The sequence below is a fragment of the Acinetobacter sp. 40AMC3-4 genome (assembly GCF_049898185.1).
Classification (GTDB): domain Bacteria; phylum Pseudomonadota; class Gammaproteobacteria; order Pseudomonadales; family Moraxellaceae; genus Acinetobacter.
On record NZ_JAFCXG010000004.1, the window covers coordinates 215,884 to 241,985 of the forward strand.

At 44.4% G+C, this 26,102-nt stretch carries 25 protein-coding genes; 10 read left to right on the top strand and 15 right to left on the bottom strand.

The features are described 5' to 3' along the window. Positions 1 to 149: 149 nt before the first annotated feature. From ACP7BU_RS07215 to ovoA, 3 genes are all read left to right on the top strand, one after another. Positions 150 to 386, top strand: coding sequence for a DUF2061 domain-containing protein (locus ACP7BU_RS07215; RefSeq protein ID WP_425879084.1), 237 nt, complete (start codon positions 150 to 152; stop codon positions 384 to 386). 190 nt (positions 387 to 576) lie between these two features. Next, entirely contained in the window at positions 577 to 1,452 is an 876-nt protein-coding gene (locus ACP7BU_RS07220) for a LysR family transcriptional regulator (RefSeq protein ID WP_004278498.1), read from the top strand. A 150-nt stretch (positions 1,453 to 1,602) separates the two neighbouring features. Then, a complete protein-coding gene (ovoA, locus tag ACP7BU_RS07225) occupies positions 1,603 to 3,777 on the top strand; it encodes a 5-histidylcysteine sulfoxide synthase (protein ID WP_425879081.1) in 2,175 nt (724 codons plus the stop codon). A 48-nt stretch (positions 3,778 to 3,825) separates the two neighbouring features. Here ovoA and ACP7BU_RS07230 read toward each other — a convergent pair whose 3' ends face one another. Together ACP7BU_RS07230 and ACP7BU_RS07235 are read right to left on the bottom strand one after the other, a co-directional pair. Further along, positions 3,826 to 4,074: a DUF2789 family protein gene (locus ACP7BU_RS07230; RefSeq protein WP_005245905.1), complete on the bottom strand. Its 249-nt coding sequence runs from the start codon at positions 4,072 to 4,074 to the stop codon at positions 3,826 to 3,828. A gap of 161 nt (positions 4,075 to 4,235) precedes the next feature. Then, positions 4,236 to 4,886, bottom strand: a complete 651-nt coding sequence (locus ACP7BU_RS07235; RefSeq protein ID WP_425879079.1) for an HAD family hydrolase — start codon at positions 4,884 to 4,886, stop codon at positions 4,236 to 4,238. Positions 4,887 to 5,068: 182 nt separating this feature from the next. Here ACP7BU_RS07235 and ACP7BU_RS07240 point away from each other — a divergent pair, with 182 nt between their 5' ends. The 3 genes from ACP7BU_RS07240 to ACP7BU_RS07250 all read left to right on the top strand — a co-directional run bounded on the left by ACP7BU_RS07240 (position 5,069) and on the right by ACP7BU_RS07250 (position 8,481). Further along, positions 5,069 to 5,551 (top strand): RNA pyrophosphohydrolase, encoded by a 483-nt coding sequence (locus tag ACP7BU_RS07240; protein WP_425879077.1) that lies wholly within the window; start codon positions 5,069 to 5,071, stop codon positions 5,549 to 5,551. 89 nt (positions 5,552 to 5,640) lie between these two features. After that, on the top strand, positions 5,641 to 7,938 hold the full coding sequence (ptsP, locus tag ACP7BU_RS07245) for a phosphoenolpyruvate--protein phosphotransferase (RefSeq protein ID WP_425879075.1): 2,298 nt from the start codon (positions 5,641 to 5,643) through the stop codon (positions 7,936 to 7,938). A gap of 42 nt (positions 7,939 to 7,980) precedes the next feature. Beyond that, positions 7,981 to 8,481: a hypothetical protein gene (locus ACP7BU_RS07250; protein ID WP_425879073.1), complete on the top strand. Its 501-nt coding sequence runs from the start codon at positions 7,981 to 7,983 to the stop codon at positions 8,479 to 8,481. Here ACP7BU_RS07250 and ACP7BU_RS07255 read toward each other — a convergent pair. Then, positions 8,478 to 8,657 carry a DUF7230 family protein gene (locus ACP7BU_RS07255; RefSeq protein ID WP_004278505.1) on the bottom strand — a complete coding sequence of 60 codons (180 nt, stop codon included), beginning with the start codon at positions 8,655 to 8,657 and terminating at the stop codon, positions 8,478 to 8,480. The two genes, ACP7BU_RS07250 and ACP7BU_RS07255, sit on opposite strands and share 4 nt — an antisense overlap. 619 nt (positions 8,658 to 9,276) lie before the next feature. On the opposite strand from ACP7BU_RS07255, the gene ACP7BU_RS07260 reads away from it, so the two are divergent. From ACP7BU_RS07260 to ACP7BU_RS07270, 3 genes are all read left to right on the top strand, one after another. Then, entirely contained in the window at positions 9,277 to 10,797 is a 1,521-nt protein-coding gene (locus ACP7BU_RS07260; RefSeq protein WP_425879071.1) for a catalase, read from the top strand. Between the two features lie 95 nt (positions 10,798 to 10,892). After that, on the top strand, positions 10,893 to 11,336 hold the full coding sequence (locus ACP7BU_RS07265; protein ID WP_425879069.1) for a thiol-disulfide oxidoreductase DCC family protein: 444 nt from the start codon (positions 10,893 to 10,895) through the stop codon (positions 11,334 to 11,336). Next, the gene (locus ACP7BU_RS07270) at positions 11,326 to 11,736 is read left to right on the top strand and encodes a DoxX-like family protein (RefSeq protein ID WP_004278508.1); all 411 of its coding nucleotides are present in this window, start codon (positions 11,326 to 11,328) and stop codon (positions 11,734 to 11,736) included. The genes ACP7BU_RS07265 and ACP7BU_RS07270 overlap by 11 nt, the downstream gene beginning before the upstream one ends. Here the strand turns inward: ACP7BU_RS07270 and ACP7BU_RS07275 are convergent. The 9 genes from ACP7BU_RS07275 to hcaE all read right to left on the bottom strand — a co-directional run bounded on the left by ACP7BU_RS07275 (position 11,726) and on the right by hcaE (position 20,675). After that, positions 11,726 to 12,781 carry an MBL fold metallo-hydrolase gene (locus ACP7BU_RS07275; RefSeq protein ID WP_004278509.1) on the bottom strand — a complete coding sequence of 352 codons (1,056 nt, stop codon included), beginning with the start codon at positions 12,779 to 12,781 and terminating at the stop codon, positions 11,726 to 11,728. The genes ACP7BU_RS07270 and ACP7BU_RS07275 overlap by 11 nt on opposite strands. 406 nt (positions 12,782 to 13,187) lie before the next feature. Further along, on the bottom strand, positions 13,188 to 14,123 hold the full coding sequence (locus ACP7BU_RS07280) for a cation diffusion facilitator family transporter (protein WP_005261714.1): 936 nt from the start codon (positions 14,121 to 14,123) through the stop codon (positions 13,188 to 13,190). A gap of 181 nt (positions 14,124 to 14,304) precedes the next feature. Then, a complete protein-coding gene (locus tag ACP7BU_RS07285; protein ID WP_425879066.1) occupies positions 14,305 to 15,210 on the bottom strand; it encodes a DMT family transporter in 906 nt (301 codons plus the stop codon). A gap of 168 nt (positions 15,211 to 15,378) precedes the next feature. Further along, positions 15,379 to 16,605 carry a 3-phenylpropionate/cinnamic acid dioxygenase ferredoxin--NAD(+) reductase subunit gene (hcaD, locus tag ACP7BU_RS07290; protein WP_425879064.1) on the bottom strand — a complete coding sequence of 409 codons (1,227 nt, stop codon included), beginning with the start codon at positions 16,603 to 16,605 and terminating at the stop codon, positions 15,379 to 15,381. A gap of 4 nt (positions 16,606 to 16,609) precedes the next feature. Then, entirely contained in the window at positions 16,610 to 17,575 is a 966-nt protein-coding gene (locus ACP7BU_RS07295) for a 3-carboxyethylcatechol 2,3-dioxygenase (protein ID WP_425879062.1), read from the bottom strand. Positions 17,576 to 17,648: 73 nt separating this feature from the next. Beyond that, on the bottom strand, positions 17,649 to 18,464 hold the full coding sequence (gene hcaB, locus ACP7BU_RS07300) for a 3-phenylpropionate-dihydrodiol/cinnamic acid-dihydrodiol dehydrogenase (protein WP_425879060.1): 816 nt from the start codon (positions 18,462 to 18,464) through the stop codon (positions 17,649 to 17,651). Between the two features lie 2 nt (positions 18,465 to 18,466). After that, on the bottom strand, positions 18,467 to 18,793 hold the full coding sequence (hcaC, locus tag ACP7BU_RS07305; RefSeq protein WP_004278517.1) for a 3-phenylpropionate/cinnamic acid dioxygenase ferredoxin subunit: 327 nt from the start codon (positions 18,791 to 18,793) through the stop codon (positions 18,467 to 18,469). After that, entirely contained in the window at positions 18,793 to 19,311 is a 519-nt protein-coding gene (hcaF, locus tag ACP7BU_RS07310; RefSeq protein WP_425879058.1) for a 3-phenylpropionate/cinnamic acid dioxygenase subunit beta, read from the bottom strand. Before hcaF ends, hcaC begins: the two co-directional genes overlap by 1 nt. Next, positions 19,308 to 20,675, bottom strand: coding sequence for a 3-phenylpropionate/cinnamic acid dioxygenase subunit alpha (gene hcaE / locus ACP7BU_RS07315; RefSeq protein WP_004278520.1), 1,368 nt, complete (start codon positions 20,673 to 20,675; stop codon positions 19,308 to 19,310). The genes hcaF and hcaE overlap by 4 nt, the downstream gene beginning before the upstream one ends. A 281-nt stretch (positions 20,676 to 20,956) precedes the next feature. Between hcaE and hcaR the strand changes: the two genes are divergently transcribed. After that, on the top strand, positions 20,957 to 21,865 hold the full coding sequence (gene hcaR, locus ACP7BU_RS07320) for a DNA-binding transcriptional regulator HcaR (protein WP_044111817.1): 909 nt from the start codon (positions 20,957 to 20,959) through the stop codon (positions 21,863 to 21,865). Positions 21,866 to 22,246: 381 nt separating this feature from the next. Here the strand turns inward: hcaR and ACP7BU_RS07325 are convergent, their stop codons facing one another. The 3 genes from ACP7BU_RS07325 to dmpG all read right to left on the bottom strand — a co-directional run bounded on the left by ACP7BU_RS07325 (position 22,247) and on the right by dmpG (position 26,098). Further along, entirely contained in the window at positions 22,247 to 23,107 is an 861-nt protein-coding gene (locus tag ACP7BU_RS07325; RefSeq protein WP_213686461.1) for an alpha/beta fold hydrolase, read from the bottom strand. Between the two features lie 279 nt (positions 23,108 to 23,386). Next, positions 23,387 to 24,649, bottom strand: a complete 1,263-nt coding sequence (locus ACP7BU_RS07330; RefSeq protein WP_425879054.1) for an OprD family outer membrane porin — start codon at positions 24,647 to 24,649, stop codon at positions 23,387 to 23,389. 429 nt (positions 24,650 to 25,078) lie between these two features. Beyond that, positions 25,079 to 26,098 (bottom strand): 4-hydroxy-2-oxovalerate aldolase, encoded by a 1,020-nt coding sequence (gene dmpG / locus ACP7BU_RS07335; RefSeq protein ID WP_005245890.1) that lies wholly within the window; start codon positions 26,096 to 26,098, stop codon positions 25,079 to 25,081. Between the last annotated feature and the right edge of the window lie 4 nt (positions 26,099 to 26,102).

Consider the following 26,102-nt stretch of genomic DNA (forward strand, 5'->3'; position numbering starts at 1 on the left):
TTTAAAAGCTGAATCAAATCATGCTTTAGCTCTATTTTCATAAATCTAATTTTCCGATTAATTTATAAAAAATATTCGTTTTTACAAATTAAATGAGAATTATTATTATTTCTTCATCGACAGAGATGATGATTTTGAGGAACTTCGACATGGCACATATTCAACGCTTTGTAGACAATAACCAACGCATGTTCAAAAAGACCTTCAGCTACTACATTATGCACATTACAGTAGCGATGATTGTGGGTTACTTGGTAACCGGCAGTTTAACGATGGCCATTGCCTTAAGTTTATTAGAGCCAACGGTACAAGCAGTAGCTTTCTTCTTCCATGAAAAAATCTGGGAGCGTAATAACCAACAGCAGAATAAGGACATCACCGCTTAAACTCTTCGGTCGAGGTTCCTGATGAAAGACTGCCCTTAAAGGTGGTCTTTTTTAGTTTTTAAAATTCTAGGGCTTTGAAAATGTATAGTAATTCAGCACTGCAACATAGATGAGCTAATTTTACTTTGATTTATTCTTAAAATATAACAATAATAGACTTACACATAAAAATTCTTTATAGGTGATTAAGATGAATCTCGCAGCCTTTGAAGCTTTCGTGAAAGTCATGGAAACCGGTTCGATTTCTCTGGCCGCAGATCAGCTCTTCATTACCCAGCCTGCTGTCACCAAACGTATTCACAGTCTGGAAGAATACTTTGGGGTCAAGCTGTTTGAATCTGCCGGACGTGGCGTACAGGCCACCCACGCGGCACACTCCCTGTTGCCTAAAGTGAAAAACTGGCTGAATGAACTCGGGGATATTCATTATACCTTGAGCCATGAACAAGGTCAGGTACAGGGCAAACTGAAAATTGGTACCAGTCATCATATTGGCCTGCATCATCTGCCGAGTCATTTGCGCCGTTATGTCCAGGAATATCCGGACGTAACCCTGGATGTACATTTTGTTGATTCCGAGCAGGCGCATGAACAGGTGATTGCCGGCGATCTGGAACTGGCATTTTTAACCTTGCCGCCACGGGGTGATGCGCGTCTGAATTATGTAACTATCTGGAATGATCCTCTGGTCTTTGTGGTGGCACCGTTTCATCCGCTGGCGCAGCAAAAAAATCTGTGTCTGGAAGATTTGCTCGACTACCCGAGCCTGTTGCCATCATCACAGACCTATACTTCGCAGATCACCTTGGCCGAATTTGAAAAACAGGGTATTAAACCGAAAGTCAGCATGAGCAATAATCCGCTGGAATCGATCCGGATGCTGGTATCGATTGGCTTAGGTTGGTCAGTACTGCCAAAAACCCTGGTCAATCACGACCTGCACCAGCTGGACATCAACTTGGAAATGAACCGTCGTTTGGGCATGGTCTGGCATCCCGGTCGTACTCAGTCCAAAGCAGCTCAGGCTCTGGTTCAGCTCATGCAGGGTGCCTCGCTGTCTATTTAAGCCGTTCCTGAACATGCTGCATCCAAAACGGTGCAGCATTTTGTTACCTAAATACACCCCATCTGGCGATATCTTTCGAGTATTTTTAAGACAATTCCATTCTTTTGCAGTGCAGAGGAATGCTTAAAACTATTCGATGGAGCCTGACGGATGCAGCTCGATTCTCCCTTAAAATCCCACTCTCAAGATAAAACAAATACAAGCAGCCTATGGCTTTCGGCCAAACCGATGCTGCTGCCCACGCCGGCACTTGATTTTGCCGATGAACAGACTGCCCGGCACTGCCTGCGCGAATATTTCCTGAACACCTTTGACACCTATGAACAACTGTTTGAATGCCTCAAACATGAAGATGCATTTTTCATCAAGCCGATTACTTTACGTCATCCGCTAATTTTTTATTTTGCCCATACCGCCACTTTTTTTGTCAATAAACTGCTGCTCAGCAAGCTAATTAGCGAACGCGTAAATCCGCATTTTGAAAGTATCTTCGCGATCGGTGTAGACGAGATGAGCTGGGATGACCTGGATGAAGTGCACTATGACTGGCCCAGTGTGCAGGAAGTCCGTGATTATCGGCATCAGGTACGCGCCCTGATCCTGAACATCCTTGAACATGCTCCGCTAACTCTACCCTTAAACTGGCAAAACCCTTGGTGGACCATCATCATGGGCATCGAACATGAACGGATCCATCTGGAAACTTCTTCTGTGCTGATCCGCCAGCATGCTTTGGAACATGTACGCCAGCATCCGCAGTGGCGTGCCAATATTATTACCGGCATGGCCCCGGATAATATTTTGCTGGATGTGCCTGAAGGTAAGGTGCATTTACAGAAAGATTTTAACCATCCATTTTATGGCTGGGACAATGAATACGGCCGGCATGAAGCCGAGGTTGCAGCTTTTGCAGCCTCCAAATATCTGGTATCGAATCAGGAATTTCTGGCCTTTGTCGAAGCTGATGGCTATCCGACCGAACACTACTGGAGTGAAGAAGGTCTAGGCTGGCTGCAATTTTCACAAGCTGCTCATCCCTGTTTCTGGCGCAAAACTGAATTAGGCTGGTCACTGCGATTGATGCTGGAAGAAGTGCCGATGCCTTGGGACTGGCCGGTAGAAGTGAATTATCATGAAGCCAAGGCTTTTTGTCAGTGGAAATCGCAACAGCTGGGAAAAACCATTCGCTTGCCGACTGAAGATGAATGGTATCGCCTGTATGCAGTTTCCGATCTGGATTCAGATTTACCGAGCCCTGAACAGGCCAATATCGAGTTGAAATACGGCACCAGCTCCTGTCCGGTCGATCATTTCAAGCAGGGCGATTTTTATGATATTCAGGGCAATGTCTGGCAGTGGACTGAAACTCCGATCTATCCATTTCAGGGTTTTCAGGTGCATCCGCTTTATGATGATTTCAGTACACCAACCTTTGACGGTCGCCATAACCTGATGAAAGGTGGCTCCTGGATTTCGGCGGGCAATGAAACTTTATATAGTTCCCGCTATGCCTTCAGACGGCATTTCTTCCAGCATGCCGGTTTTCGCTACGTCGCCTCTGATCAGGCACTGCAACATTTCCCTTCGAACTATGAAAGCGACCAGCTGGTCTCCCAATATCTGGAATTCCAGTACGGCCCCGAATATTTTGGTATCGCTAATTTTGCCAAAACACTGGTCGATCTGGCACAACCCTATTTTCAGCAAGTGCCATGTCATCGTGCCTTAGATATTGGCTGTGCTACCGGCCGCGCCAGCTTTGAACTGGCACACTATTTTGATCAGGTGACCGGTCTGGACTTCTCAGCACGTTTTATCCAGCAGGCAGTCTATTTGGCTCAAGGCAATAGGGTACGTTATCAGCTGCCGCTAGAAGGTGAATTAAGCGAAGAAAAAAGCTGTTCACTTGAAGATGTCGCTTTGGAACAGTTTGCGTCAAAAACGGAATTTTTTCAGGCCGATGCCTGCAACCTGAAAGCACATTTTAGCGACTATGATTTTATTCTGGCAGCGAACCTGATTGACCGGCTGCATCATCCGAAAGACTTTTTATTGCAGATTCATAAACGTATCAATATAGGTGGAATTTTAATGCTGAGTTCGCCCTATACCTGGCTGGAAGAACATACGGCGCGTAGCGAATGGCTGGGCGGTTTTCAGCAGGATGGGGAAAAGATCACGACTTTGGCTGGTATTTCCAACATTTTAACCCAGCACTTTGAATTGGTGGACGAACCCCAAGATGTGCCTTTTGTGATTCGAGAAACGGCCAGAAAGTATCAACATACCCTGTCACAAGTCACGATCTGGAAACGGATTCGCTAAAGGTAAGGTCATAGTCTAAAAAAGCCAATCATACGATTGGCTTTTTAATCATCCTTCATTAGTTGAATTTTCATGTAAGGATTCATTGAGTTGATCCACCACAATCGCCCATTCGCCATCAGATGCTATTTTCTCGCTTAAAAATTGACGTTGTGCCTCTGACCAATACGGCGCATCCAGTAAAGTCAGATCTTTATGTAATTGATGCTCGTGAATAAATGTTTCAATACCTTCTGCACTGGCATCCAAGCCAAGCTGCTGGAACAGATGTGTCATACGTGGTCGAACGTGAGTCATATCTCATACCTCAGAATCTACTATTGTTATCATGTCCTGTTTTTTGAGCATAGCATGTCTGATTCAGCCTGACTGTGAAAAAACATTAATATTCCATTGAGGCAAATAAAAAGCACAACCGAAGTTGTGCTGAATAAATCACATGAATGGGACTAGAATACTTAGATCGACCAGTCCTGTATTTCCCAGCCTTGTTCTTGGGCTAGAGTTTCCAAACGATCATCCGGATTGACTGCAATCGCATGATCCGCATATTCCAGCAAGAAACGGTCATTAATCGAATCTGAATAAGCCCAAGACTCGGTGACATCACGGCCTTCCAGCCATTGTTCCAGACGCACCAGCTTGCCTTGCTGATAGCATGCGGTATTGATGACTTTACCAGTATATTTCCCATCAATGACTTCAGCATTGGTGGCAATAATTTCAGTAATTCCGAATTCACGAAAAATGGGGGCGGTAATAAAGTCTGAAGTTGCGGTAATCCCCACTAAGGCATGTCCTGCTTCACGGTGGCGCTCAATGGCTTTAAAACCTTCAGGACGCATTTGTGGACGAATGACTTTTTGCATGAACAGTTGATGTAATTCAACCAAATAATCATTGTCATATTTGGTCAGAAACTGGAATACAAATTCATTATAGGCATAAGGATCCAACTGGCCTTTTTTATAATCGTCATAGAATTTGTCATTCATGGCGCGATGCTGAACTGGATCGACCAGGCCCTCACTGACCAAAAACTCTCCCCAAGAATGATCTGAATCCGTGTTTAACAAGGTGTGATCGAGATCAAATAGCGCCAATTTCATGAAAATACTCGTTAAAACTGAAATTTAAGAAAAAAATTGTAAATCTATCTCCGCTAGTCGATAGAAATTCGTTAAGATCATAGCAATTTTAACATTTTTAAACTTTGCTTTTTTCGAGTTGGATAACGAAATAATGCTCCCCGATGGCAAAGGCATAAATTAAACAATTTTTAGGTAGCCAAATGATCGACTCTGAAGGTTTCCGACCGAATGTCGGGATCATTTTGGCAAACGATGCTGGACAAGTTTTATGGGCAAAACGCATTGGTCATAATGCATGGCAATTTCCACAAGGCGGGATCCAATATGGAGAAACCCCCGAGCAGGCACTCTATCGTGAGCTGAGAGAAGAAGTTGGCTTATTGCCCGAACACGTCCAGATAGTCGCGCAAACCAAAGGCTGGTTGCGCTATCGTTTGCCGCATCGATACATTCGTACGGACTCTGATCCGGTCTGTATCGGTCAAAAACAAAAGTGGTTTTTACTCAAACTCACGGCCCCCGTTCAGCATATTCAGTTGAATCTGTCTGATCCGCCCGAATTTGATCAATGGCAATGGGTCAGTTACTGGTACCCACTCGGTCAAGTCGTGAATTTCAAACGTGATGTTTACCGCAAAGCCCTGATGGAGTTGTGTCAGCAACTGCCCCGACAAAAACCTTAAAAAATCGCATAAATAATGCAGATTTTTTACGCGGCTATTGTTATAAATAAACTTAATCACTGAAATTCTGAATAGACGGAGCAGACCTTATGTCGAATATGCAACTGGACACCTTGAGACGTATTGTTCAGGAGATCAATGCGTCCACCAGTTTGCATGAATCGCTCGACATCATGGTCAAGCATGTGGCCGAGGCCATGCAGGTTGATGTCTGCTCGATCTACCTCCTCGATGAACGCAATCAGCGTTATCTGCTCATGGCGTCTAAAGGCCTGAATGCAGAATCTGTGGGCCATGTGTCTTTGCAGACCGGCGAAGGTCTGGTGGGCCTGGTCGGACAGCGTGAGGAAATTGTCAATCTGGACAATGCCCCTAAACATGAGCGCTTCCTGTTTTTACCTGAAACCGGTGAGGAAATTTATAACTCCTTCCTCGGTGTGCCGGTGATGTACCGCCGTAAGGTCATGGGTGTGCTGGTGGTTCAAAATAAAGAATCACAGGACTTTTCTGAAGCCGCTGAATCCTTTCTGGTCACGCTCTGTGCACAGCTTTCTGGCGTCATCGCCCATGCCCATGCCGTCGGCAATATCGATGTATTCCGTAAGCCGAGCAACCTACCTGCCTATAAAACCTTTCAGGGAGTTTCTGGTTCCGGTGGTATTGCCTTAGGTCGTGCAGTGATTCTCTATCCGCCAGCAGATCTTGCCGCAGTCCCTGACCGTGAAGCGGATGACATCAGCGAAGAACTGCAGCTATTAGATAACGCCCTGAATTCAGTCCGCGAAGAAATCCAGTCGCTAGATGACAAAATGCAGGATGCGTTGATGGCCGAGGAACGCGCACTGTTTAGCGTGTTCTTGCGTATGCTGGATGAAAATGCCCTGCCTGCAGAAATCAAAGCTTTTATTCGTGAAGGTCACTGGGCACAAGGCGCCGTGCGAATTGTCATTGACAATCATGTGGCACAATTTTCCCAGATGGAAGATGACTATTTACGTGAGCGGGTGGCGGACTTAAAAGATCTGGGCCGCCGCATTCTGGCACGTTTACAGGAAGCCGATGCCAGTCACCGTGAATTGACTGATGAAAGTATTCTGATTGGTGAGGAAATATCGACGGCGGCACTGGTTGAACTACCTGTAGATAAAATTGCCGCGATTGTCACCACTGAAGGTGCCATGAACTCGCATATGGTGATTGTGGCACGTGCTCTCGGTATTCCGACTGTGGTCGGTGTGACTGAGCTGCCGATCAACACCCTCGATGATGTAGAGATGATTGTCGATGCACATCAGGGCCGTGTCTTTATTAATCCGCCACGGCGCCTGCGCAGTCGCTATAAAGAAATTCAAAAAGAAGAAGAACAGATTGCCAAAGATTTGCGCCAGTACGAAACCAAAGATGCAATTACTCCGGACGGCGTGGCGGTCAAACTCTACGTCAATACCGGCCTGATGATTGATGTGGTGCGTGGCGTGCAGCGCGGTGCCAAAGGTGTTGGCTTATACCGTTCTGAAATTCCGTTTATGTTGCGTGACCGCTTCCCGGGCGAGGAAGAACAACGTGCGATTTATCGTCAGCAACTCAGTCATTTTGCCAACAAACCGGTAGTGATGCGAACGCTGGACATTGGTGCAGACAAAGACCTGCCGTATTTCTCGATTGAAGAAGAAAATTCGGCTCTCGGCTGGCGTGGCATTCGTTTTACCCTCGATCATCCGGAAATTTTTTCTTCACAGATTCGCGCCATGCTCAAAGCCAGTATCGGACTGAATAACCTGCATATTCTGCTGCCGATGGTGACCAGTGTCAGCGAGGTTGAAGAAGCGCTTTACCTACTGGAACGTGACCATGCGGCGATTCAGGAAGAAGAACAAGTCAAGGTGAACAAGCCGAAACTCGGCATCATGGTGGAAGTGCCAAGTGTGCTACATCAGATTGATGAGTTTTCCGAATTGGTGGATTTCTTCTCGGTTGGCTCCAACGATCTGACCCAATATCTGTTGGCCGTGGACCGCAATAATCCGCGGGTAGCGAATGTCTATTCACATTTACACCCTGCAGTACTGCGTGCCCTGACCCGTCTGGTACAGGACTGTCATCGCAATGAAAAACCGGTCAGTATCTGCGGTGAAATGGCAGGCGATCCGCTGTCTGCAGTTTTGCTCATGGCCATGGGCTTTAACACCCTGTCGATGAGTTCAAGTAATATTTTGCGGGTACGTAAAACCATTTGTCATGTTCCGATGAGTGATGCACAGGAATTGCTGGCACATGTGTTAAAAATGGACAATCCGCTCATGGTAAAAAGCTGGCTAGAATATTATTTCAGAACCCATGGTTTAGGGGATATGGTGAAATCTGCATCACGTATGGTGAGTGCCTAATACGGGACTTTTTCCAGTCCCTCGACAGTGGTAGAGGTGGTTATGGAATTTCTGGTCATCCTGTTCATGATTTTTGCGGTGTTCTATGTGGTCATTCTTGCACCGGCCTTGGCTGCCCGCAAAGAAGCTCATAATTCCGGTTCATCTTATATACGCCCCGCCAGCAATCGAGCAATGAGCTATGCCGATCGGCCTAAAATGACTCCATTATTGGGCATTGAAATTTCGGCATCGCAACGGCGGCGTTTAGGCAGAGATGACCCCTCCGTCATTGCTGCCAGACTCTATCACCAACAAAAAGATCAATTTGCCAGTTTTCAGCAGGCCAGACCACAGCCTCATTCCCCTCACCACAAAGCACCAGTGCAAAGCAAACTCAATAAATTCTTTAATGACTTAATCGCGGATGAATCGACAACATCATCCCGGTATCCAAATCAATATTCGCAAACTCGTAACAACCGACCTGTCGCCCCGCTCTCTCCAGTTAAAACTAATCCTAAGCAGCCCCCACGTCGTCCCCAGCCACCTTACAGACCTTAAGCGGCCATTAAAAAAGGGCGATCTTCCATGGAATATCGCCCTTGTCTGTGCTTGTTGTAGCCACGTTTTGAATTTTTCTTTCGATCTACAAAAACCTGGCTTTTGTTGACTTCATGCATGTGTTTTGCCACAAAATTGTGGATCACTACCTGCTCGGCTGTTTTTTTCTTGGCCATCTTGCTCTCTATATAATTTGGAGGAAGGAGTGAGATAATTATAGAGCCGACTGACTAATTTTCAAGCATATTTGCCAATGCTTTTTCAAAAATAAAGCCCATTTAGCCAGGATTTTCTATATGCAAAAATGGGAGTTATAGCCAGAAAACACCCTTATTTCATTCATTATTTTTATGGGTTTCTTCAGCCCAACAAAACTCGATTAAAAAAACGTTTAAAATAAATCAGTTATAAAATTTATTTTAAACAATACTATTCACTTATTATTTTTATCCTTTGATAAAAACATATTATCGACTTAGATATTGTTATTTTCGTTTAATCCCATTCATTATTCGAGTTATTCAAAATATATAGAATTTGATATTGTCACAGAGTGGAAAACCCGTTACTTTTTAAGAGTAACCATTTAATTTTCAACATTTTAAACTTTATTAAATTTAAAAATATTTTTTGAGTGAGCTCACTCAATTATACCCTGAATTCCGTTTTGTGCTGTAACACTCTTTATTTAAAGATATTGTAAATATAGCGAAACCTGATCTGATTAGCATATATCTCAATATTTTATGAATACTAGGTAAACGACATAAGATATTCAAAACTTGGAGAGGAAAGATGAGCCAAGATTTTAAAAAATGCCCTGTCACCCACCTGACCACTGAAGCTGGTGCCCCTGTGGTCGACAACCAGAACAGTATGACGGCAGGTGCGCGTGGACCTTTACTTGCCCAGGATTTATGGCTGAATGAAAAACTGGCCAACTTTGTCCGCGAAGTGATTCCAGAGCGTCGTATGCATGCCAAAGGTTCAGGTGCTTTTGGTACCTTTACCGTGACCAATGATATTACCCAATATAGCCGCGCTAAAATTTTCTCTGAAGTCGGCAAAAAAACCGAAATGTTTGCCCGTTTCTCAACAGTGGCGGGTGAACGTGGTGCGGCCGATGCGGAACGCGATATTCGCGGTTTTGCCTTAAAATTCTATACTGAAGAAGGCAACTGGGATCTGGTCGGCAATAACACCCCGGTGTTTTTCCTGCGGGATGCGCGCAAGTTCCCTGACCTGAATAAGGCAGTCAAGCGTGACCCGAAAACCAACAAGCGCAGTGCCACCAATAACTGGGATTTCTGGACACTCTTACCTGAAGCTTTGCATCAAGTAACTATTGTCATGTCGGATCGTGGGATCCCGACCGGTTACCGTCATATGCATGGTTTTGGCAGCCATACTTTCAGCTTTATTAATGCCAAGAATGAACGCTTCTGGGTGAAATTCCATATGCGTACCCAGCAAGGCATCCAGAACCTGACCGATGCTGAAGCTGCAGACTTGATCGCCAAAGACCGTGAAAGCAGCCAGACCGACCTGTTTGATGCCATCGAACGTGGTGACTATCCAAAATGGAAAATGTACGTTCAGATCATGCCGGAACTGGAAGCCGAAACAGTGCCTTATCATCCATTTGACCTGACCAAAGTCTGGCCAAAGGGCGATTATCCACTGATTGAAGTCGGTGAATTCGAACTGAACCGCAATCCGGAAAACTATTTCCAGGATGTAGAACAGGCTGCCTTTGCACCAAGCAATCTGGTACCGGGAATTAGCTACTCACCGGACCGTATGTTACAGGCACGTTTAGTGAACTATGCTGATGCAGCGCGTTACCGTGTTGGCGTGAATCATTCACAGGTTCCGGTCAATGCGGCACGTTGTCCTGTACATTCGAACCGCCGTGATGGTCAAGGCCGCATGGATGGCAACTATGGTTCATTGCCGCATTATGAGCCAAACAGTTTTAGCCAGTGGCAGGAACAACCTCAGTTTAAAGAACCAGCATTAAAGATTACCGGTGATGCTGATTTCTGGGACTTCCGCGAAGATGACAATGACTACTTCAGTCAGCCACGTGCCCTGTTCAATCTGATGAATGATGAGCAGAAACAGGCCCTGTTTAATAACACGGCCGCAGCGATGGGTGATGCACTAGATTTCATCAAATACCGTCACATCCGCAACTGTTATGCTTGCGATCCAGCTTATGGGCAAGGCGTTGCTAAGGCCTTAGGTATGACTGTAGCAGATGCCCAAGCAGCACGTGAAACCGATCCAGCTAAAGGTTTGCCTAGCTTTCTCTAAGCCAGTTTAGACATGTATAGAAACCACCTTCGGGTGGTTTTTTATTGCAGCATCAAGCACTATAGAAGCAAGTCAGCACAAAAAGAAATACAACAATGCATCCGAATATTGAAGATATCATTCAACAACACGACATCGTTTTATTTGATGCTGTTTGTGTGATCTGTAATGACTGGGCACGGTTTTTGATTAAATACGATAAGAAGATACAGTTTAAACTGGTTTCCGCCCAATCGCCTTTAGGTACAGCACTGCTCGAACATTATCAGATGCCAACCGAACATTACACCACGATGCTCGTCATTCAAGATGGCACACTCTATACGGAATCGACTGCCTTGCTGAAGGTGCTGCAGCATCTCGGTTTTCCCTTTAATTTAATGAGCGCAGGTTATTTGGTTCCGCGTTTTATCCGGGATTTTCTGTATCGTGTGGTTGCTTTAAATCGTTACAGGTTATTTGGCAAAACCGAGTATTGCCTGATTCCATCCAGCGAAAATAAACGCCATTTTCTGGAAGAAGCTGTTCGTGAATCCTAAACCTGTATTCCTACAACCACTGCGTACTATCCAGCTGACTTTGGTCATACTATGGCTCTATCAGGGACTCATTCCAAAAATTCTGTTCCAATCACCCGCTGAAATCACAATCTGGCAAAATATGGGTTTTGAGCTGGGACTGGCCAAAGTCTTGGTTGGACTTTCCGGAGGATGTGAAATGCTATTTGGCTTATGCTTTCTGAAATGGAACCGGTCCATACTCTTGCATAGGTTGAATATTATCGGACTTGCTGGATTACTACTGCTGATTGCATTCACAGCCCCGTTGCAACTTACTGCAGCATTCAATCCTGTGGTAATGAATACCGCCATGCTGATGCTTTCTGTAGTGGCCATTCAACTCATCCAAGAGGAACAACAGGAAGTACTTAAACAATAATCCGTTTGCCTTCCCGTATGCAGTAAAACGGATTAATCAATTTGGAAGAATGCTTGATGATCTCATGCAACTCATGTTCCGGTGCATCCCGGTCTTCATCTGTGAGCTGAAAAGTACGGTAATGAATCGCCAGTGAACATTTGGCCTGCAAGTCATGATGGGCATGAAAGGCATCTTCCGGATTCATATGGATCGCGCGCATCAGTTCACGCGGTTCATACGCTCCTATCGGGAGTAAGGCAATTCGCGGTGCACCCAGACGTTTACGAATTTCTTTAAAATGTGAGGCGTAGCCACTATCTCCGGCAAAAAAACAATGTTCCTTGCCATGTAATAAAGAAAATCCTCCCCAAAGTGCACAGTTCTGATCGCGCATGCCGCGCCCTGAGGCATGTTGAGCCGGCGTATAGACAATCCGGATCTCTTCAAAAAAGGCACTTTCCCACCAGTCCATTTCATGCACGGTATAATGTTCTGGCAAATACCAGGCATTACCCAGACCAGTATAAATAGGCATCTCAAAAGTGTTGTGCAGCCATTCCAGACTAGCCAGATCCATATGATCATAATGGTTATGGCTGAGCAGTACGGCATCAATCTGAGGTAATTCATCCAAGGCAATGCCAGCCGGAATGACCCGCTGCGGCCCTGTAGAAGCCGATGGACTGGCATATTCAGCCCAAACCGGATCGGTCAGGAAGTTATAGGGGCCGATCTGAATTAATGTGGTTGCGTGACCAATAAACCAGACTTGCCAGTCATCCAGAGCTGCATCTGGACGCTGCTGTGGCAATGCGCGTGGACGAGAAAAAAACTCGGCACGCTCTTCATCAAGATTAACATTCCAGGTTTTGGATTTTCGGGTAATGAGCCATTTGTATAAATCAAAGCGACCACGCGATAGAGAAGCATGCTCAAGATTACGAAACTGTTTTCCGTCGAAATGATCTGAATGCAGATACTCAAACACTGGCTTAGACCAGAGATGTTTCCAACTGGATTCCGTGATTAACTGGAATTTTTTAGTTTTGAGAAGATCTTGCATAAACATCCACTATTTATTATTCGCTATATGCAAGACAACAACCTCTTGAAATGGTCAAGCGGTGCATCTTTTAATGAGCATACAAACTAAAAACAGGCACACTAAAACATAGTATGAAATCCGTCACAGAAAATCATGTATGTTTTTGTTATTTTTAGCAAAAAAATGGCATTTCATTGGCCTTATGGCTGGCTGAAGTCTTGGATTATCTAGAAAAATATTGCTCTTGTCCTTCTGTCTAAAAATACAAAATGATACTCAATATTTATAAGCCTATACTGACAAAAGCATGTCTGCCCATTGATGATTTTATGATGAAATTCGCCATACCTCAGTATCATCACATCAATTGTGCGAGAAAGGCAAGTTGAGATCAAAATACCAACCTCAAGCGTTTTTTAGATCTTTATACACGACCTTGAGTTCGTTCCAGCCATACGGCCTTGGTTTGGGGTTTCACAAATAAAGCAATAATTTCCGGGTGCAGCTGTTTAATCTGCGCTTCGATCCGGTTGACACAGGCTTCAATTTCATCAGAAGTTAAATCATCTTTAAATTCCAGACTCAATGATGCAATGACTTGCTGAGCACCCATCTGCTCAGTCAATACCCCATTAGCACTAAAAACTGCCGCATCCTGTTGAGCAATGTTCAATACATCTTCACGCAGTTTTGGATCTGCCGTTTCACCCAGTAACAAACCTTTGGTTTCACGTGCCAGAAACCAGGCAGATACTGCCAGCACGATACCAATTAAAATCGATGCGGCACCGTCCAATTCAGGAATATTCAGTTGATGCGCCAGAAAGATACCGACCAGAGCAATCACCAAGCCGACCAGGGCGGCAGTATCTTCAAATAACACGGTAAAGGTCGTTGGATCTTTACTGTGTCGAAAGGCTTCAAAATATCCCAGATTTCCCTTTTGTTTACGAAAGGTTTTTAAAGCCACTGACCATGAAAATCCTTCAAAAAGAATCGCCAGACCCAGCACAATATAATTGATCAATGGATCCTGCATGACTTCAGGCTGAAGAATATGCTGTATCCCTTGATAGATGGATACAATCGCACCCAGGGCAAAAACCATCAGTGCCACAATAAAGGCCCAAAAATACAGTTCACGCCCATAACCAAAAGGATGTTTGGCATTTGCCGGTTTTTCTGATTTTTTCATGCCATACAGCAGTAAAATTTCATTCAAGGTATCTACTACAGAATGAATTGCTTCACTGAACATGGCAGAGCTATTAGTTATATAGGACGCAACAAATTTAACCAGCGCAATCGCCAGATTGCCAAACAGGGCTGCATAGACTACGATTTTATTGGATTCAGACATCCTGAAACTGTCCTAAATAAGCTTGTGCAAGCTTGAATAATTTATGTATCAAAATCTTAATCATTTATTTTTGAAAGTTGTTTTACAAATTGTTGCTTAGTCGTGATCTCTCACGTTGTTGAATCACTTTACTCTCTACTCAAATAATAAAAGGGCTTTCGCCCTTTTGATTTTTACAGTTTTAATGCTTGGAAAAATACTGCTCGCGCCACTCTTTCCAGAAATACATGATGATCCCGAACATCACTACCGCAATACCGGCAAAAGCATGACTGCTGATAATTTCATGATTTAAGGTTGCTCCCAATACCAGAGCGATCACCGGCGTCATCACATTACTCAATGAAACGGTCGAAGCATTTAGACGGCGAATCAGCCAGAAATAACACAGCATTGCCACAATCGAAGACATGATCATGGTAAATACAAAACCGATCATTGCCTGTGTGCTAGGCAACTGAGTCGGCATATGTTGCCAGATAAACGGCACTAAAATGACTGAACCAGCCGCGGAGACCAGCAATGAACCCGTCGCTTGCGACATCGGACTCAAGGGTGCACTGATCTGCTTAACCCAGAAGATCGAGCTGATATAAGACACCATACTGATCAGCATCAGCACCACCCCCCAGGGATTGATCTTGCTGTCTGCCGAGTCGGCAAAAACAAAACATAAACCGGCGACGGCCACTGCCATGCCGAGCCATTGCAGCCAGATCAGTTTATGGGTTTTTAAAATCATATGCCCGATCAAACCAGCGATCAGCGGTGAAAAACCAAAAATTAGTGCCATCAACCCTGAGGTTAAATAATTGGCTGCCAGATAAATAAACAGCTGCGCACCGATTAAATTCAAACTGCCTGCCAGATAACTTTTCATTGAAGTACGGTCAAAAGGCAGCGGGTCGCGCATGATCTTCAGCAGGAACAGTGCAATAACCGAGGCACCGAAATAGCGAATGATCAGCACCCACATTGGGTGAATCTCGGCCACGCTCCAGACAATCGCCAGTGGCGTTGCTGCCCAGATCAGTACCAATAAAGCGTAAATACTTGCCGTGACCGGCAATGATGATGAAGAACTCATAAGTCTCCTAAACGAGGCCAAGAAGTTCTGGATCAGCAACTTCAAAAATAGCGTATAGCGAATTCATGCTGAGATGAAGTTTTAATTTTTGATAAATTCATCAAGTTTCGTGCATAAAAAACAGACCTATGCAAAACATAGGTCTGTCCCAAGATATCTCAATACAACTTAAGCAATTTTGCGTAAGTCTTGTGCGATATCCAAATGTTTTTCAACATCAAACGCCGTATTTTTGCTGATCATTTTTTTCAAATGACGCATTTCTTTGGCTGCATTCACGGTAATCCCGCCAACGATCTGACCATCTGTCACACCATACATCACGAATGAATTATCTGCACCTTTGGCTGCATCCATTTCACCACGGATATGCCATTCAGCTGCGGCCATATCGCCGACAAACTGGAAGTTGATATTCAGCTGATCCGTCCAGAACCAGGCCGGATTGGCTTTCGGATGTTCCACATCCATCACGTGACGCGCGAAGATACCTGCCTGAAGGTTGGCATTTTCCCAGGTTTCCACGCGGCGGTGATTGCCACAGTCACGCAACTGAGTCGCAACATCGCCTGCTGCATAAATGTCAGCATTCGAGGTTTGGCAATGTTCATTGACTTTAATCGCAACATCAACGTCCAGACCTGCATCTACTGCAAGCTGTGCATTTGGCACGATCCCGATTCCGTAAACTACAGCATCAGCACGAAGCTCTTCACCGCCTTCCAGCGTTACCACGACTTCTTCACCATCTAAACGGCAATCTGCAATCTTGGTTTCAAGACGCACATCAACCTGGTTTTGACGATGCTGTTCCAGCAGGAATTCGCTCAGGATTTGTGGTGAACAACGGCCCATGACCATTGGACCCATTTCGATCACAGTCACCTGACAGTCTTTGTAACGTGCTGAAGATGCCAGCTCAAGACCAATCACGCCACCACCAATCAGGATGATACGGCGACCGGCTTGAAGCACAGGCACCAGCGTTTGTGAATCTTCCAGGTTACGCAGGGTATAAACGTGTTTGCCCAAAGCATCGAAATTAGGCAAACGGCGCGCGGCACCACCTGTTGCAAGCAAGAGTTTGTCATAAGCAACAACATCACCGTTCAGGAGTTCAACGGTTTTCGCTTCAGCATTGATTTTCGCCACGCCATTTCCACGAATTGTTTCCACACCCAAATCTGCCAGTTTCTGTTCTGACAGGATTTCGATCTTGGTGTCTTCAGGTTTTAGAATCACATCTTTAGACAATGGTGGGCGCTCATAAGGAAGATGGCTTTCATCACCAATTAAGGTAATTTTGCCTTCATACTTGTTGCCACGAAGTTCTAAAATTGCGCTCGCACCTGCCTGGCCAGCACCCACGATCACGATGTTGTTTACGTTGCTCATTTTCTTAACCTTTTAACTCTGCAGATACGATACCGAAGCCGGCAATCCATTCGCTGATGTCTTCATAGCAATGCGTGGTCATTTCATACTCACCCATTTCGCTTAAGGCAGCGAAGGCAGCCATCCAAGAACGGACTTCCTGACCACCACGACCACCATCACGGCGGATTTCAGCTTCAGTCATTGCTTCTAATGTTGCAAAATCAGCGTTCTTGAAGGTTTCTAGCAGGGCAATATCCCATTCAGCATTCAGAGGCACGGCAACTGACGTATCCCCTGCTGCCAGCTTTTGACCCACTGCAATAATTTTGGATTGACGTGCATGACGTGCTTCAGGCGTTGGATAACGGCCTGCAATCAGGAACTCTTCCACTTCTGGCGGTACTGCACCCATTTGCGGTGTAGGTGGATCATGTGACAGACCACCGGTACCTAAAACAAGCACACGCTCGTTTTCAAGGTTTAAAGACTTGATGTATTGACCCACAGCACGGCCCAAAGCGATGGTACGCTTGGTGGTTGGCATAGGTGCAGCAGCGCCATTAATAAAAATTGGAATCGTTGGATAACGGTCAAGTTTGCCTTCACACAGGAAATGTAAGGGCTGAGTCACGCCATGGTCAGCCTGCATACGGTATGAGTAGGCAACATCCACGCCTTCATCCAGTATACGTCGAACCAGATCTAATGCCTTGTCTTCAGGTACATCAATATGGTCATTGTCCTTGCCATAATCCCAGTCACCTGCAGCTTTGGCACGAATACCGACGCAGAAACTTGGCATCAGGTCATAGAAGAAACCATTAAAATGATCTGGACCAAAAGTGATGATCAGGGTTGGGTCGTAAGCTTTTACTTCAGCAGAGAGTTTTTCAAAAGCAGCACGAACTTTTTGCTTTTTTGATTGATCTTGAGGTGAAGCAAATTCCATTAAAGGACTGTGCGATGCACAAATAAGTTTAACGGCCATGAGAGACTCCTAGAAGGAAAGCAGCCCTGAGAGAAGAGGCTGCCGGTAAGTCCATTTGAATGAGACTAGATGTTTATTCGTCAAAGAAACCTGCACGTGGCTGACGTAGGCCACGAATACCCAGACCGCATTCTGCATTGATCAGAACACCAGTCAAAGGACGGTTGTTTTGACGAGATGCCAACAGCACGTATGAACCGGTCATATCTTCCGGTTCAGGCAAGAAATTCAGTGGCATGCCACGTGCAATTTTCTCAGGATCACGTGCATCGAGCAGGCCCACATTTTCCTGACCCAGCGATGCCGCACCTTTGATATTCGCATTCATACCTGACGGTGCAACAGCGTTCACTCGTACTTTAGGCGCAAGCTCGTAAGCCAGTTCTTTCATAATCCCGACACCCGCATGCTTAGATGCAGTATATACAGGGCCTCCGCCAGCGGAGTACAGTGCCGAATTAGACAAAGTAAATATGATAGAACCTTCAGAAGCGATCAATGCATCCAGTGCAGCCTTCGCACCGAAGATCAGAGATTTGGTATTGATGCCCATAATCTCGTCAAAGGCTTTTTCTAGTTGCTCACCAGAGGTATTGACGATATCGGCATAGTGATCCCAAATACCGGCATTACCAACGAAACAATCGAGTTTACCGAAACGTTCCACAGTGGCTTGAACTGCACGAACGTTATCTGCATAGCTGGCTACATCACCTTCGATCGCAAGAACTTTTCCACCGAAGTGTTCATTTAATGCATCTACTTTAGCTTTTGAACGTTGAAGAACCGCAACTTGTGCACCTTCCTCAATAAAACGCTCGACCAAAGCCCAGCCTAAGCCTGAACCACCACCAGTAATAAGTGCAACTTCGCCCTGTAGCCAACCCATGCTTACTCTCCTGCCATCTCTACAAACAATTGGCCATCTTCAACAATCACTGGGAATGTTTTGATTGGATCAGTTGCAGGTAGACACAATGCTTCACCTGTTTTTAAACAGAAACGTGCTGAATGCAATGGACATTCCACAGTACCGTCATCTTCAAGGTAACCTTCCGACATAGAAGCATTACCATGACTGCATTTATCGTTCATAGCGAAGAATTCACCGCCATTGTTAAATACAGCAAGCGCTTCGATACCGTTTACGCCACAATCTACTTTTAACGCTTCGCCTTCGTCTAATTCGTCAACTTGGCATACAAAAATCTTATTCATTAGAAGAACACACTCAGGTTATGTGAACTGTAAGTAACTTGGTCAAGCGTGATCTTACGGTTGAAGATCTGGAAGCCGAGGCCGCCTTCAACTTTACGGATCTTGTCATGGCGTTTACCGCAGTAAATGACAATGTCTTTCTCTTTTTGCGTACGGTATAACAAATACGTTACGTACACGTCGTATTCGCCTTCAACTTCAGTCGGCTCTACAATCACGTTGCTCACCATGTGAGTGGTACGTGATGGAGGCTCTTCAGCCCAGGCCATACCGGTTTCAAGACGCGCAACACGACGTTCGAGCAAGTCTTTGGTGTCGTTGAATACCCAAGTGGTAGGTGGTTCAACTGAACGACGACGGTCACGGGTTTGTGCATTTGGCGTGGTACGTAGCGTGTAAGAGATGTCTTCTGCCAGCATGTCCAGCCAATCGCGGAATTTCCAGTCGTCTAGTGCTTTGCCTTCACGATATAGAAACTGACTAATTTGGTGATGAAGTTCTAAGCTGATTTGACTCATTTCATAAGCTCCTTCTCATATTCGTCAGCTGCTTTTTCTACGTCTTCCCATTTTTCATGGATCAATAAATCTGCCCAGCGGCGGTACATACCACGTGCTGCAGTTTCAGAGAAAATGTAGTTGGTGATACCTGGGATACCATCTTCACGTACTTTTTCGTTGCCTTTACCCATTTCCATAATGAGTTTGTTTTGACGTGCTTTATAACCACGTAAAACTTTTTGGATCTCGATCCAGTTTTCAGAGTCATCTTGCTCGAGGAAACCGGCTGGACCAAAGGCACGCGTTGCAGAACGTTCAAATGCTTCTTTCACTTCTTGAGATGCTTCAGCATCCGCAATACAGAATGCCCATACTTCGGTTTTGTTTGGACCACGTGGATGCCATACGCGAAGTGTTGCAGTACCGTTCAACCAAGACAAAGTTGGGAACATGGTGTTGTGACCTGCAAGACGCAGTGCACGAGTCTCGCCTAGGCGCTCTTTAACTTCGTCGTAAGTTTCACGGAAGTAGTTGGCAACTTCACCGTCAACCCATACGTTTGCGTCTGGTTTCTCTGTGAAGAAGAAGCCTGAACCATGACCACGTGAACCGTACTGGATCGCGTCTTTGGCAGTTTCCCAAACTGGACGAGCAGTTTGCGCAGCACCTAATTTCTTAGATGATTCGTCATCTGGTTTTGCGCCCAATACTTGGATCGCAGAAGCGTGAGAGAACAAGGCGTGATATTGGTCAGATGCAAACTGTTCCGCTGCAAATTTCCAGTTACACTCGATTTCCCACTTGTGTACACCACCGATGATTTCAGTACCACCTGGACGACGGTCAACAACGCCATCTAAGTACCAAGCGATATCGCCCATGTATTCTTCTAGGTCAGGTGTGGTTTCATCCCAACAAGCAAATACCAGGCCTTTGTAAGACTTCACACGATTCACTTCAACCAGACCCCATTGCTCTTTACATGCACCATGTGGGTAAGCACGATCTTCCAGCGGGATGTCTTTTAGTGAACCGTCAATACCGTATGACCAGCCGTGGTATGGGCAAGTAAACGCACGTGTATTACCACAGTCTGCGAAGCTTACGCGCATAGAACGGTGACGGCACTGGTTCAAGAATGCTTTAATTGAGCCGTCTTTTTGACGTGCCACAATGATTGGATCTTCACCCATGTAGGTGTTGAAGAAATCACCAGCCTTAGGAATTTGGCTTTCATGGCAAAGGAATAACCAAGTACGACCGAAAACACGTTCGAGTTCTAATTCGTAAATGTCAGGATCTGTATAAATAGATGGCGTGATACGTCCATTTTGTGCATCGACTAAAGCATCGATTTCGCGCACATCAATTTTTCCACTCATGAAAAGCTCTCCTGTGACCTATCTTTGGCACAAAGTAATAGACTCAACTTTTCAACGATGATGGATTTGACAGCGTTTTTCGGGAAATATTTTTTTTGTTTCAATTAAGAGCTTAAAGCAATTATTAAGCACGTGAATTTTTATATTAAAACATCTATTAATCCCGCCAGAGCATTTAGTTTATGAATGGGAAAATAATCTTCACGACATAGTTGTTTATAGATTATACTTTGAGGAAATTATAGTAAGACATTTTTTGGATTACTCTTTGGGTTGATGACATGGAATTACGACACCTTCGCTACTTTATCACCGTTGCTGAAGAGCTCAATTTTAGTAAGGCAGCACTTAAACTTTATACGGCTCAACCCTCACTTAGCCAGCAAATCAAAGACCTGGAAGAAGATGTCGGGGTAAAGCTACTCAACCGGACCAAACGTAAAGTAGAGCTGACCGAAGAAGGCGCCGTATTCCTGGAACAGGCCCGTCTCACCCTTGCACAGGCGGACAAAGCCGTTGCCATGGCACGTCAGGTGTCACAGGCCAAACAGCAAATGCTCCGTATCGGTTTTGTACCGGTAGCCGAGATGAAAATCTTCCCCTATATCTTGCCAAATCTACGTGTACAGAACCCAGATTTAAAAATTGAACTGCTCAGCCTGAACAACAATGAGCAGATGCGTTTGTTAAAAAAAGGTGATCTAGATCTGACATTTACCCGTCATAATTTCAATAGTGATGAAATTGAAAGCCAGTTCGTGATTCGTGAACCGCTGATTTTTCTCCTGCCTAAAGATCACCCCTTAGCAAAATACGAAAGAATTCCTGTTAAAGCATTGAATGGTATTGATTTTATTATTCCATCAGCAGAGCAGTCCTTGACCCTGAACCAGGCTATTCTGGACTTTGCCAAAGCCAACGGCATTGAACTCAATATCGTGCAAAAGGCCGATAATATTTTATTTAATATCAACTCGATCGGAATGGGCCTAGGCTGTACCATTTTGCCTGGCTATATTGCACCACTAACCATGGATAATACCGTGATTCGTCCGCTGGACGTGGAGTTGCCCTATTTAGACCTGTATGTCAGCTACCATAAAAACAACAAATCCTATGTCGTGAGCAAATTTCTTGAGCTTTTGACCCGTGTGTTCTATCTGGATATTAACCGTAGCGAACAAAATTAATCCTATTTCTTCCCTGCATTAGGCATATGCCATTCAACTTATGATAGGCATGTGCTTTTTTTGTTTTATTATTTTATGCTTAAGAATCCATTTTTAATTCTATTTTATAATAAAGAATCTATTTCTGGCGCTTAAATTTGTCACTTGCCCTTGACCCAAATTGTGTATTTTTAGCTCTAAATGTACTGCATTTACCACTTAAGTCTAATAAAGTTTCATTCGGATTTTTCTCAGTTTAAATAGCTCAAACCTATAAAAATTATTAGATTTTTATATTTATTCAAATAAATGAGAATCAAACTCACTTAGGTGCGCTACCTTAAATATTTCCGATATAAAAAAGGATGACCAAAGCCATCCTTTTTTAAAACTGTATCAAACTTATTTTACGCCGTGAACAGCCAGGTAGTTTTTGATCACAGTGTTGAACTCATCTGCTTTTTCAACTTGAGACCAGTGACCGCATTGGCTGAAGATATGTGCATCAGCATTTGGCACGATGTTCAGGATGTCCCAAGTACGAGAAACCGGAATCACCACGTCTTGCGTACCATGAATCAATAGTACAGGCACAGTAATGTCTTTCATTTTTTCGAAGTCTAATGGGAATTCGAAACGGTCACGGTCACGTGCGCCAACCACATCCATTAAACGATTTGATGCATAGTCATTTGCAGCAGAAGCAAAACGTACTTTTACCAGTTCATCAGTAATTAGATCTTTATTTACGACAAACATAGAAAGAGTTTTCTTGATCCCTTCTTCTGTAAGAACTGGGTTTGCGTGAGCTTTAAGTGCAGCTGTCTGTTTCGCACCGCCCGTACCCATAGACACGATACCCAAAATGCGATCTGGATAATCCAATGCCATCTGGAATGCTAACCAGCCACCCAGAGAGTTACCCACTAACCAGGTTTTTTCGATACCCAAAGCGTCTAGCGTACGAATCGCATGATCTACCCAGGCACGGATACCATATTCAGTACCCGGCGCAACCACAGTTTGGCCATAACCAACGGTATCAATCGCGATACAACGTGCCTGTTCACCAATTTGTGGCAGATTTAACCACCAGTTTGCCGCGGCCGATACACCTGTACCTGAACCGTGTAAAAATAGAATAGGCGTACCTTCACCAATTTCGTGGTAATGGGTCAACTCGCCTTCAGCGGTTTCAATCCATTTGTCTTCTAAGCCAAAGAATGGATCTGTTTGATAGTCAGGGATTTGAACAGTGCTCATATTGCTTCCTCTTACAGTCTTTCGCTTGCGTGTCCCTCTATTTTCAAGAATTCGACGTCAAGTTGACTCATTAAAATGACTTGTGTACACCCTTATATTAACCGCTCAGCTGCAGCAAACTGATACAAAATTACGATTGCACCCAACAAAATAGATATAATTTAAGTGTTTGTTTTATATATTTTTTTATAAATTAAACCCTACATAAACTAAGGTTTTAACTGCATTCCTAAACCAAAAAGCAGCCAGAAGACTGACTGCTTTTAAAATATACGGGTATTAGAATTTATGCGTATAAGTGGTGGCGACACGGTATTCTTGCAGGTCTGGTTTTGCTGGATTGGCAAAATTCACATCAATATACATCGCCTGTACACCCAAACCTTTTAATTTACCTTCTGGCACAGTGTAGTTCACGATGGCATTCACTTCATCCGTATTGAAGTTCTGACCTTGATACGCCCCCGTCCCTTTCTGATCATAACCTTTGAAATATACGGCTGTTACATTTAAGCCTTTTGCACCCATTTCAGAGAAATCATAGCCATAAGCAACATTCCATGACTTTTCTTCAGGCGCGGTAAAGGTCGCTACCCCCCAGTTCGCCAGATAAGGCTGTGGCACCCAGCCACCCAATGTCGGGAATGCGCTATCACCAAACATTTGCTGGTAACCTACACCTACGGTATGTGCACCATGATTCACTTTTGCAGCGACAGATAATGCCTGGTTATCGATCTCACCATACAGCTTGTCACCTGACTCCGAGTTATCGAAGTAACGGATGTGGCTATCTAATTTGGTTTTTTCACCAAGCGCAGTTTTATAATTCACACCCAGATAATGCTGTTGGTAAATGTCTTGAACATCGGCATACCAGTAGCTCGCCCCTACTTCTTTAGTAAGCTGGTGGTCTACACCCGCAATCCACATGCCATCAGCTTCAGCACCCGTATCATAGAAACTTGGTGGAGAAAATTTAGTTAAATCACGGAACTGGTTGTCATAACGGTTGTTAATACCATCAATATAAGCCAGAGTTAACTTGGTATCTTTAAGGTCTTTAGACTCTAACCAGGCACCACTATAAGTCGTCAATAACTGACGCGATGGATCAAATACCAAGACTGGAGATACAGGCAATAACTCACCGACTTTCAGTTCAGTTTGTGACACTTTGGCTTTTAAGGTCGCGCCGACTTTACCGAAATGGTCTTTTGATTCTTTGCCATCGTGTGGTAAAACCCAGTCCGGATTTTTATCACGGCCATTGAGTTTAACTGCATGCTGAACCAGTACATCAGCACCGACCTGCACACCACCACCGATATCGTGATAACCGGACTTGGCATCCAGAGTCACGCCTTGTGACCAAGAACCCCAGTTACGTGATGAGTAGTTATCTTGATACTGACGGTCTAGATAAAAGTTTTTAAATTTGAGTTGAACATTGCTGTCGTCAATAAAATCTGCATTCGTTGCAGTTGTCCCTAAAGTTGCTGTCGCAGCAAGCATTGCAATCCGTAAATTGTGACGACGCATGATGAGTTCCCCATTCAGCTGATAAAATCCATGCCGCCATCATGCGCAAGTCGGTTTAAATAAAAAATCCGACCACAGTATTAAACTTTTGCTCTTTTAGCTCTCCATATTCCAAGCCCAGATTTAAGCGCTCAATCTCTTAGATTTTAAACCGATTAAAGAAAATAAAAATTTGACCGGATATTTAATTCAAATTTCTGTTTCCTTTATTAATAAGCGCAATTTTTTTAAAAACTTTAAGATAATATTTTTTATTTATCGTTTTTATGTTTAAGGAAAAAATTAAACTAAAATAATCTTCACATAACACTATAACTAAAATATCTGAGATCAGAGTTTTAATATATTATTAAAACTACTTCATAATAAAAAAGCATCCACTTTGGATGCTTTTTTATTAGCCTTATTTTAATACGATTGCATTAAAAATTAAGCTTGTAACTCACGCGCTTTAGACATGGTTAATGCCAAGTCTTCGATCATGTCTTCCTGACCACCAACCGTACCACGGCGACCAAGTTCCATCAGGATTTCACGCGCAGATACGCCATATTTCGCTTCAGCGCGTTTAGCAAACAACAGGAATGAAGAGTAAACACCGGCATAACCTAAAGTTGCCGCATCACGGTCGGCACGGATCGGGTTGTGCATCATTGGAATCACCAGATCTTCAGCAACGTCTTGTACTTTAAACAAGTCAACACCAGTGTCCATACCCATACGGTTTGCCACAGCGATAAACAATTCGAGTGGTGTATTACCCGCACCAGCACCTAAACCTGCAGACGCCAAATCAACACGTACCGCACCTGCCTGAACCGCAGCAACAGTATTCGATACACCCATGCCTAAGTTGTGGTGACCGTGGAAACCAAGCTCAATGCTTGAATCCAAGTGTTGACGTAAGTGACCCACACGGTCGATCACGTCCTGCGGAAGCATATAACCCGCTGAATCTGTCACATAGATACAGTTTGCACCGTAAGACACCATCTTGTTTGCTTCTTCAAGCAATTTTTCAGGAGATGCCATATGCGCAAGCATCAAGAAGCCCACAGTGTCCATTTCTAGTTTACGTGCAGCGGTGATGTGCTGCTCAGAACAATCCGCTTCAGTACAATGCGTCGCCACACGAATGGTAGAAACACCAATTTCATGTGCCATTTTCAAATGGTCAACCGTACCGATACCAGGTAAAAGCAATGCAGAAATTTTTGCATTTTTCATACGTGGCACAACAGCAGACAAGTATTCTTCATCCGTTGCAGCAGCAAAACCGTAGTTCACTGATGAACCACCCAGGCCGTCACCGTGTGTTACTTCAATTAAAGGTACGCCAGCATCATCAAGTGCTGTTGAAATTGCAATCATTTGCTCAACAGTCGTTTGATGGCGCTGCGGGTGCATACCATCACGCAAAGTCATATCATGAACAATAATCTTAGACATTTTG

Coding starts and splice junctions, on each gene's coding strand:
- ACP7BU_RS07215 (WP_425879084.1), top strand. CDS start 150: ATGGCACATATTCAACGCTTTGTAGACAATAACCAACGCATGTTCAAA.
- ACP7BU_RS07220 (WP_004278498.1), top strand. CDS start 577: ATGAATCTCGCAGCCTTTGAAGCTTTCGTGAAAGTCATGGAAACCGGT.
- ovoA (WP_425879081.1), top strand. CDS start 1,603: ATGCAGCTCGATTCTCCCTTAAAATCCCACTCTCAAGATAAAACAAAT.
- ACP7BU_RS07230 (WP_005245905.1), bottom strand. CDS start 4,074: ATGACTCACGTTCGACCACGTATGACACATCTGTTCCAGCAGCTTGGC.
- ACP7BU_RS07235 (WP_425879079.1), bottom strand. CDS start 4,886: ATGAAATTGGCGCTATTTGATCTCGATCACACCTTGTTAAACACGGAT.
- ACP7BU_RS07240 (WP_425879077.1), top strand. CDS start 5,069: ATGATCGACTCTGAAGGTTTCCGACCGAATGTCGGGATCATTTTGGCA.
- ptsP (WP_425879075.1), top strand. CDS start 5,641: ATGTCGAATATGCAACTGGACACCTTGAGACGTATTGTTCAGGAGATC.
- ACP7BU_RS07250 (WP_425879073.1), top strand. CDS start 7,981: ATGGAATTTCTGGTCATCCTGTTCATGATTTTTGCGGTGTTCTATGTG.
- ACP7BU_RS07255 (WP_004278505.1), bottom strand. CDS start 8,657: ATGGCCAAGAAAAAAACAGCCGAGCAGGTAGTGATCCACAATTTTGTG.
- ACP7BU_RS07260 (WP_425879071.1), top strand. CDS start 9,277: ATGAGCCAAGATTTTAAAAAATGCCCTGTCACCCACCTGACCACTGAA.
- ACP7BU_RS07265 (WP_425879069.1), top strand. CDS start 10,893: ATGCATCCGAATATTGAAGATATCATTCAACAACACGACATCGTTTTA.
- ACP7BU_RS07275 (WP_004278509.1), bottom strand. CDS start 12,781: ATGCAAGATCTTCTCAAAACTAAAAAATTCCAGTTAATCACGGAATCC.
- ACP7BU_RS07280 (WP_005261714.1), bottom strand. CDS start 14,123: ATGTCTGAATCCAATAAAATCGTAGTCTATGCAGCCCTGTTTGGCAAT.
- ACP7BU_RS07285 (WP_425879066.1), bottom strand. CDS start 15,210: ATGAGTTCTTCATCATCATTGCCGGTCACGGCAAGTATTTACGCTTTA.
- hcaD (WP_425879064.1), bottom strand. CDS start 16,605: ATGAGCAACGTAAACAACATCGTGATCGTGGGTGCTGGCCAGGCAGGT.
- ACP7BU_RS07295 (WP_425879062.1), bottom strand. CDS start 17,575: ATGGCCGTTAAACTTATTTGTGCATCGCACAGTCCTTTAATGGAATTT.
- hcaB (WP_425879060.1), bottom strand. CDS start 18,464: ATGGGTTGGCTACAGGGCGAAGTTGCACTTATTACTGGTGGTGGTTCA.
- hcaC (WP_004278517.1), bottom strand. CDS start 18,793: ATGAATAAGATTTTTGTATGCCAAGTTGACGAATTAGACGAAGGCGAA.
- hcaF (WP_425879058.1), bottom strand. CDS start 19,311: ATGAGTCAAATCAGCTTAGAACTTCATCACCAAATTAGTCAGTTTCTA.
- hcaE (WP_004278520.1), bottom strand. CDS start 20,675: ATGAGTGGAAAAATTGATGTGCGCGAAATCGATGCTTTAGTCGATGCA.
- hcaR (WP_044111817.1), top strand. CDS start 20,957: ATGGAATTACGACACCTTCGCTACTTTATCACCGTTGCTGAAGAGCTC.
- ACP7BU_RS07325 (WP_213686461.1), bottom strand. CDS start 23,107: ATGAGCACTGTTCAAATCCCTGACTATCAAACAGATCCATTCTTTGGC.
- ACP7BU_RS07330 (WP_425879054.1), bottom strand. CDS start 24,649: ATGCGTCGTCACAATTTACGGATTGCAATGCTTGCTGCGACAGCAACT.
- dmpG (WP_005245890.1), bottom strand. CDS start 26,098: ATGTCTAAGATTATTGTTCATGATATGACTTTGCGTGATGGTATGCAC.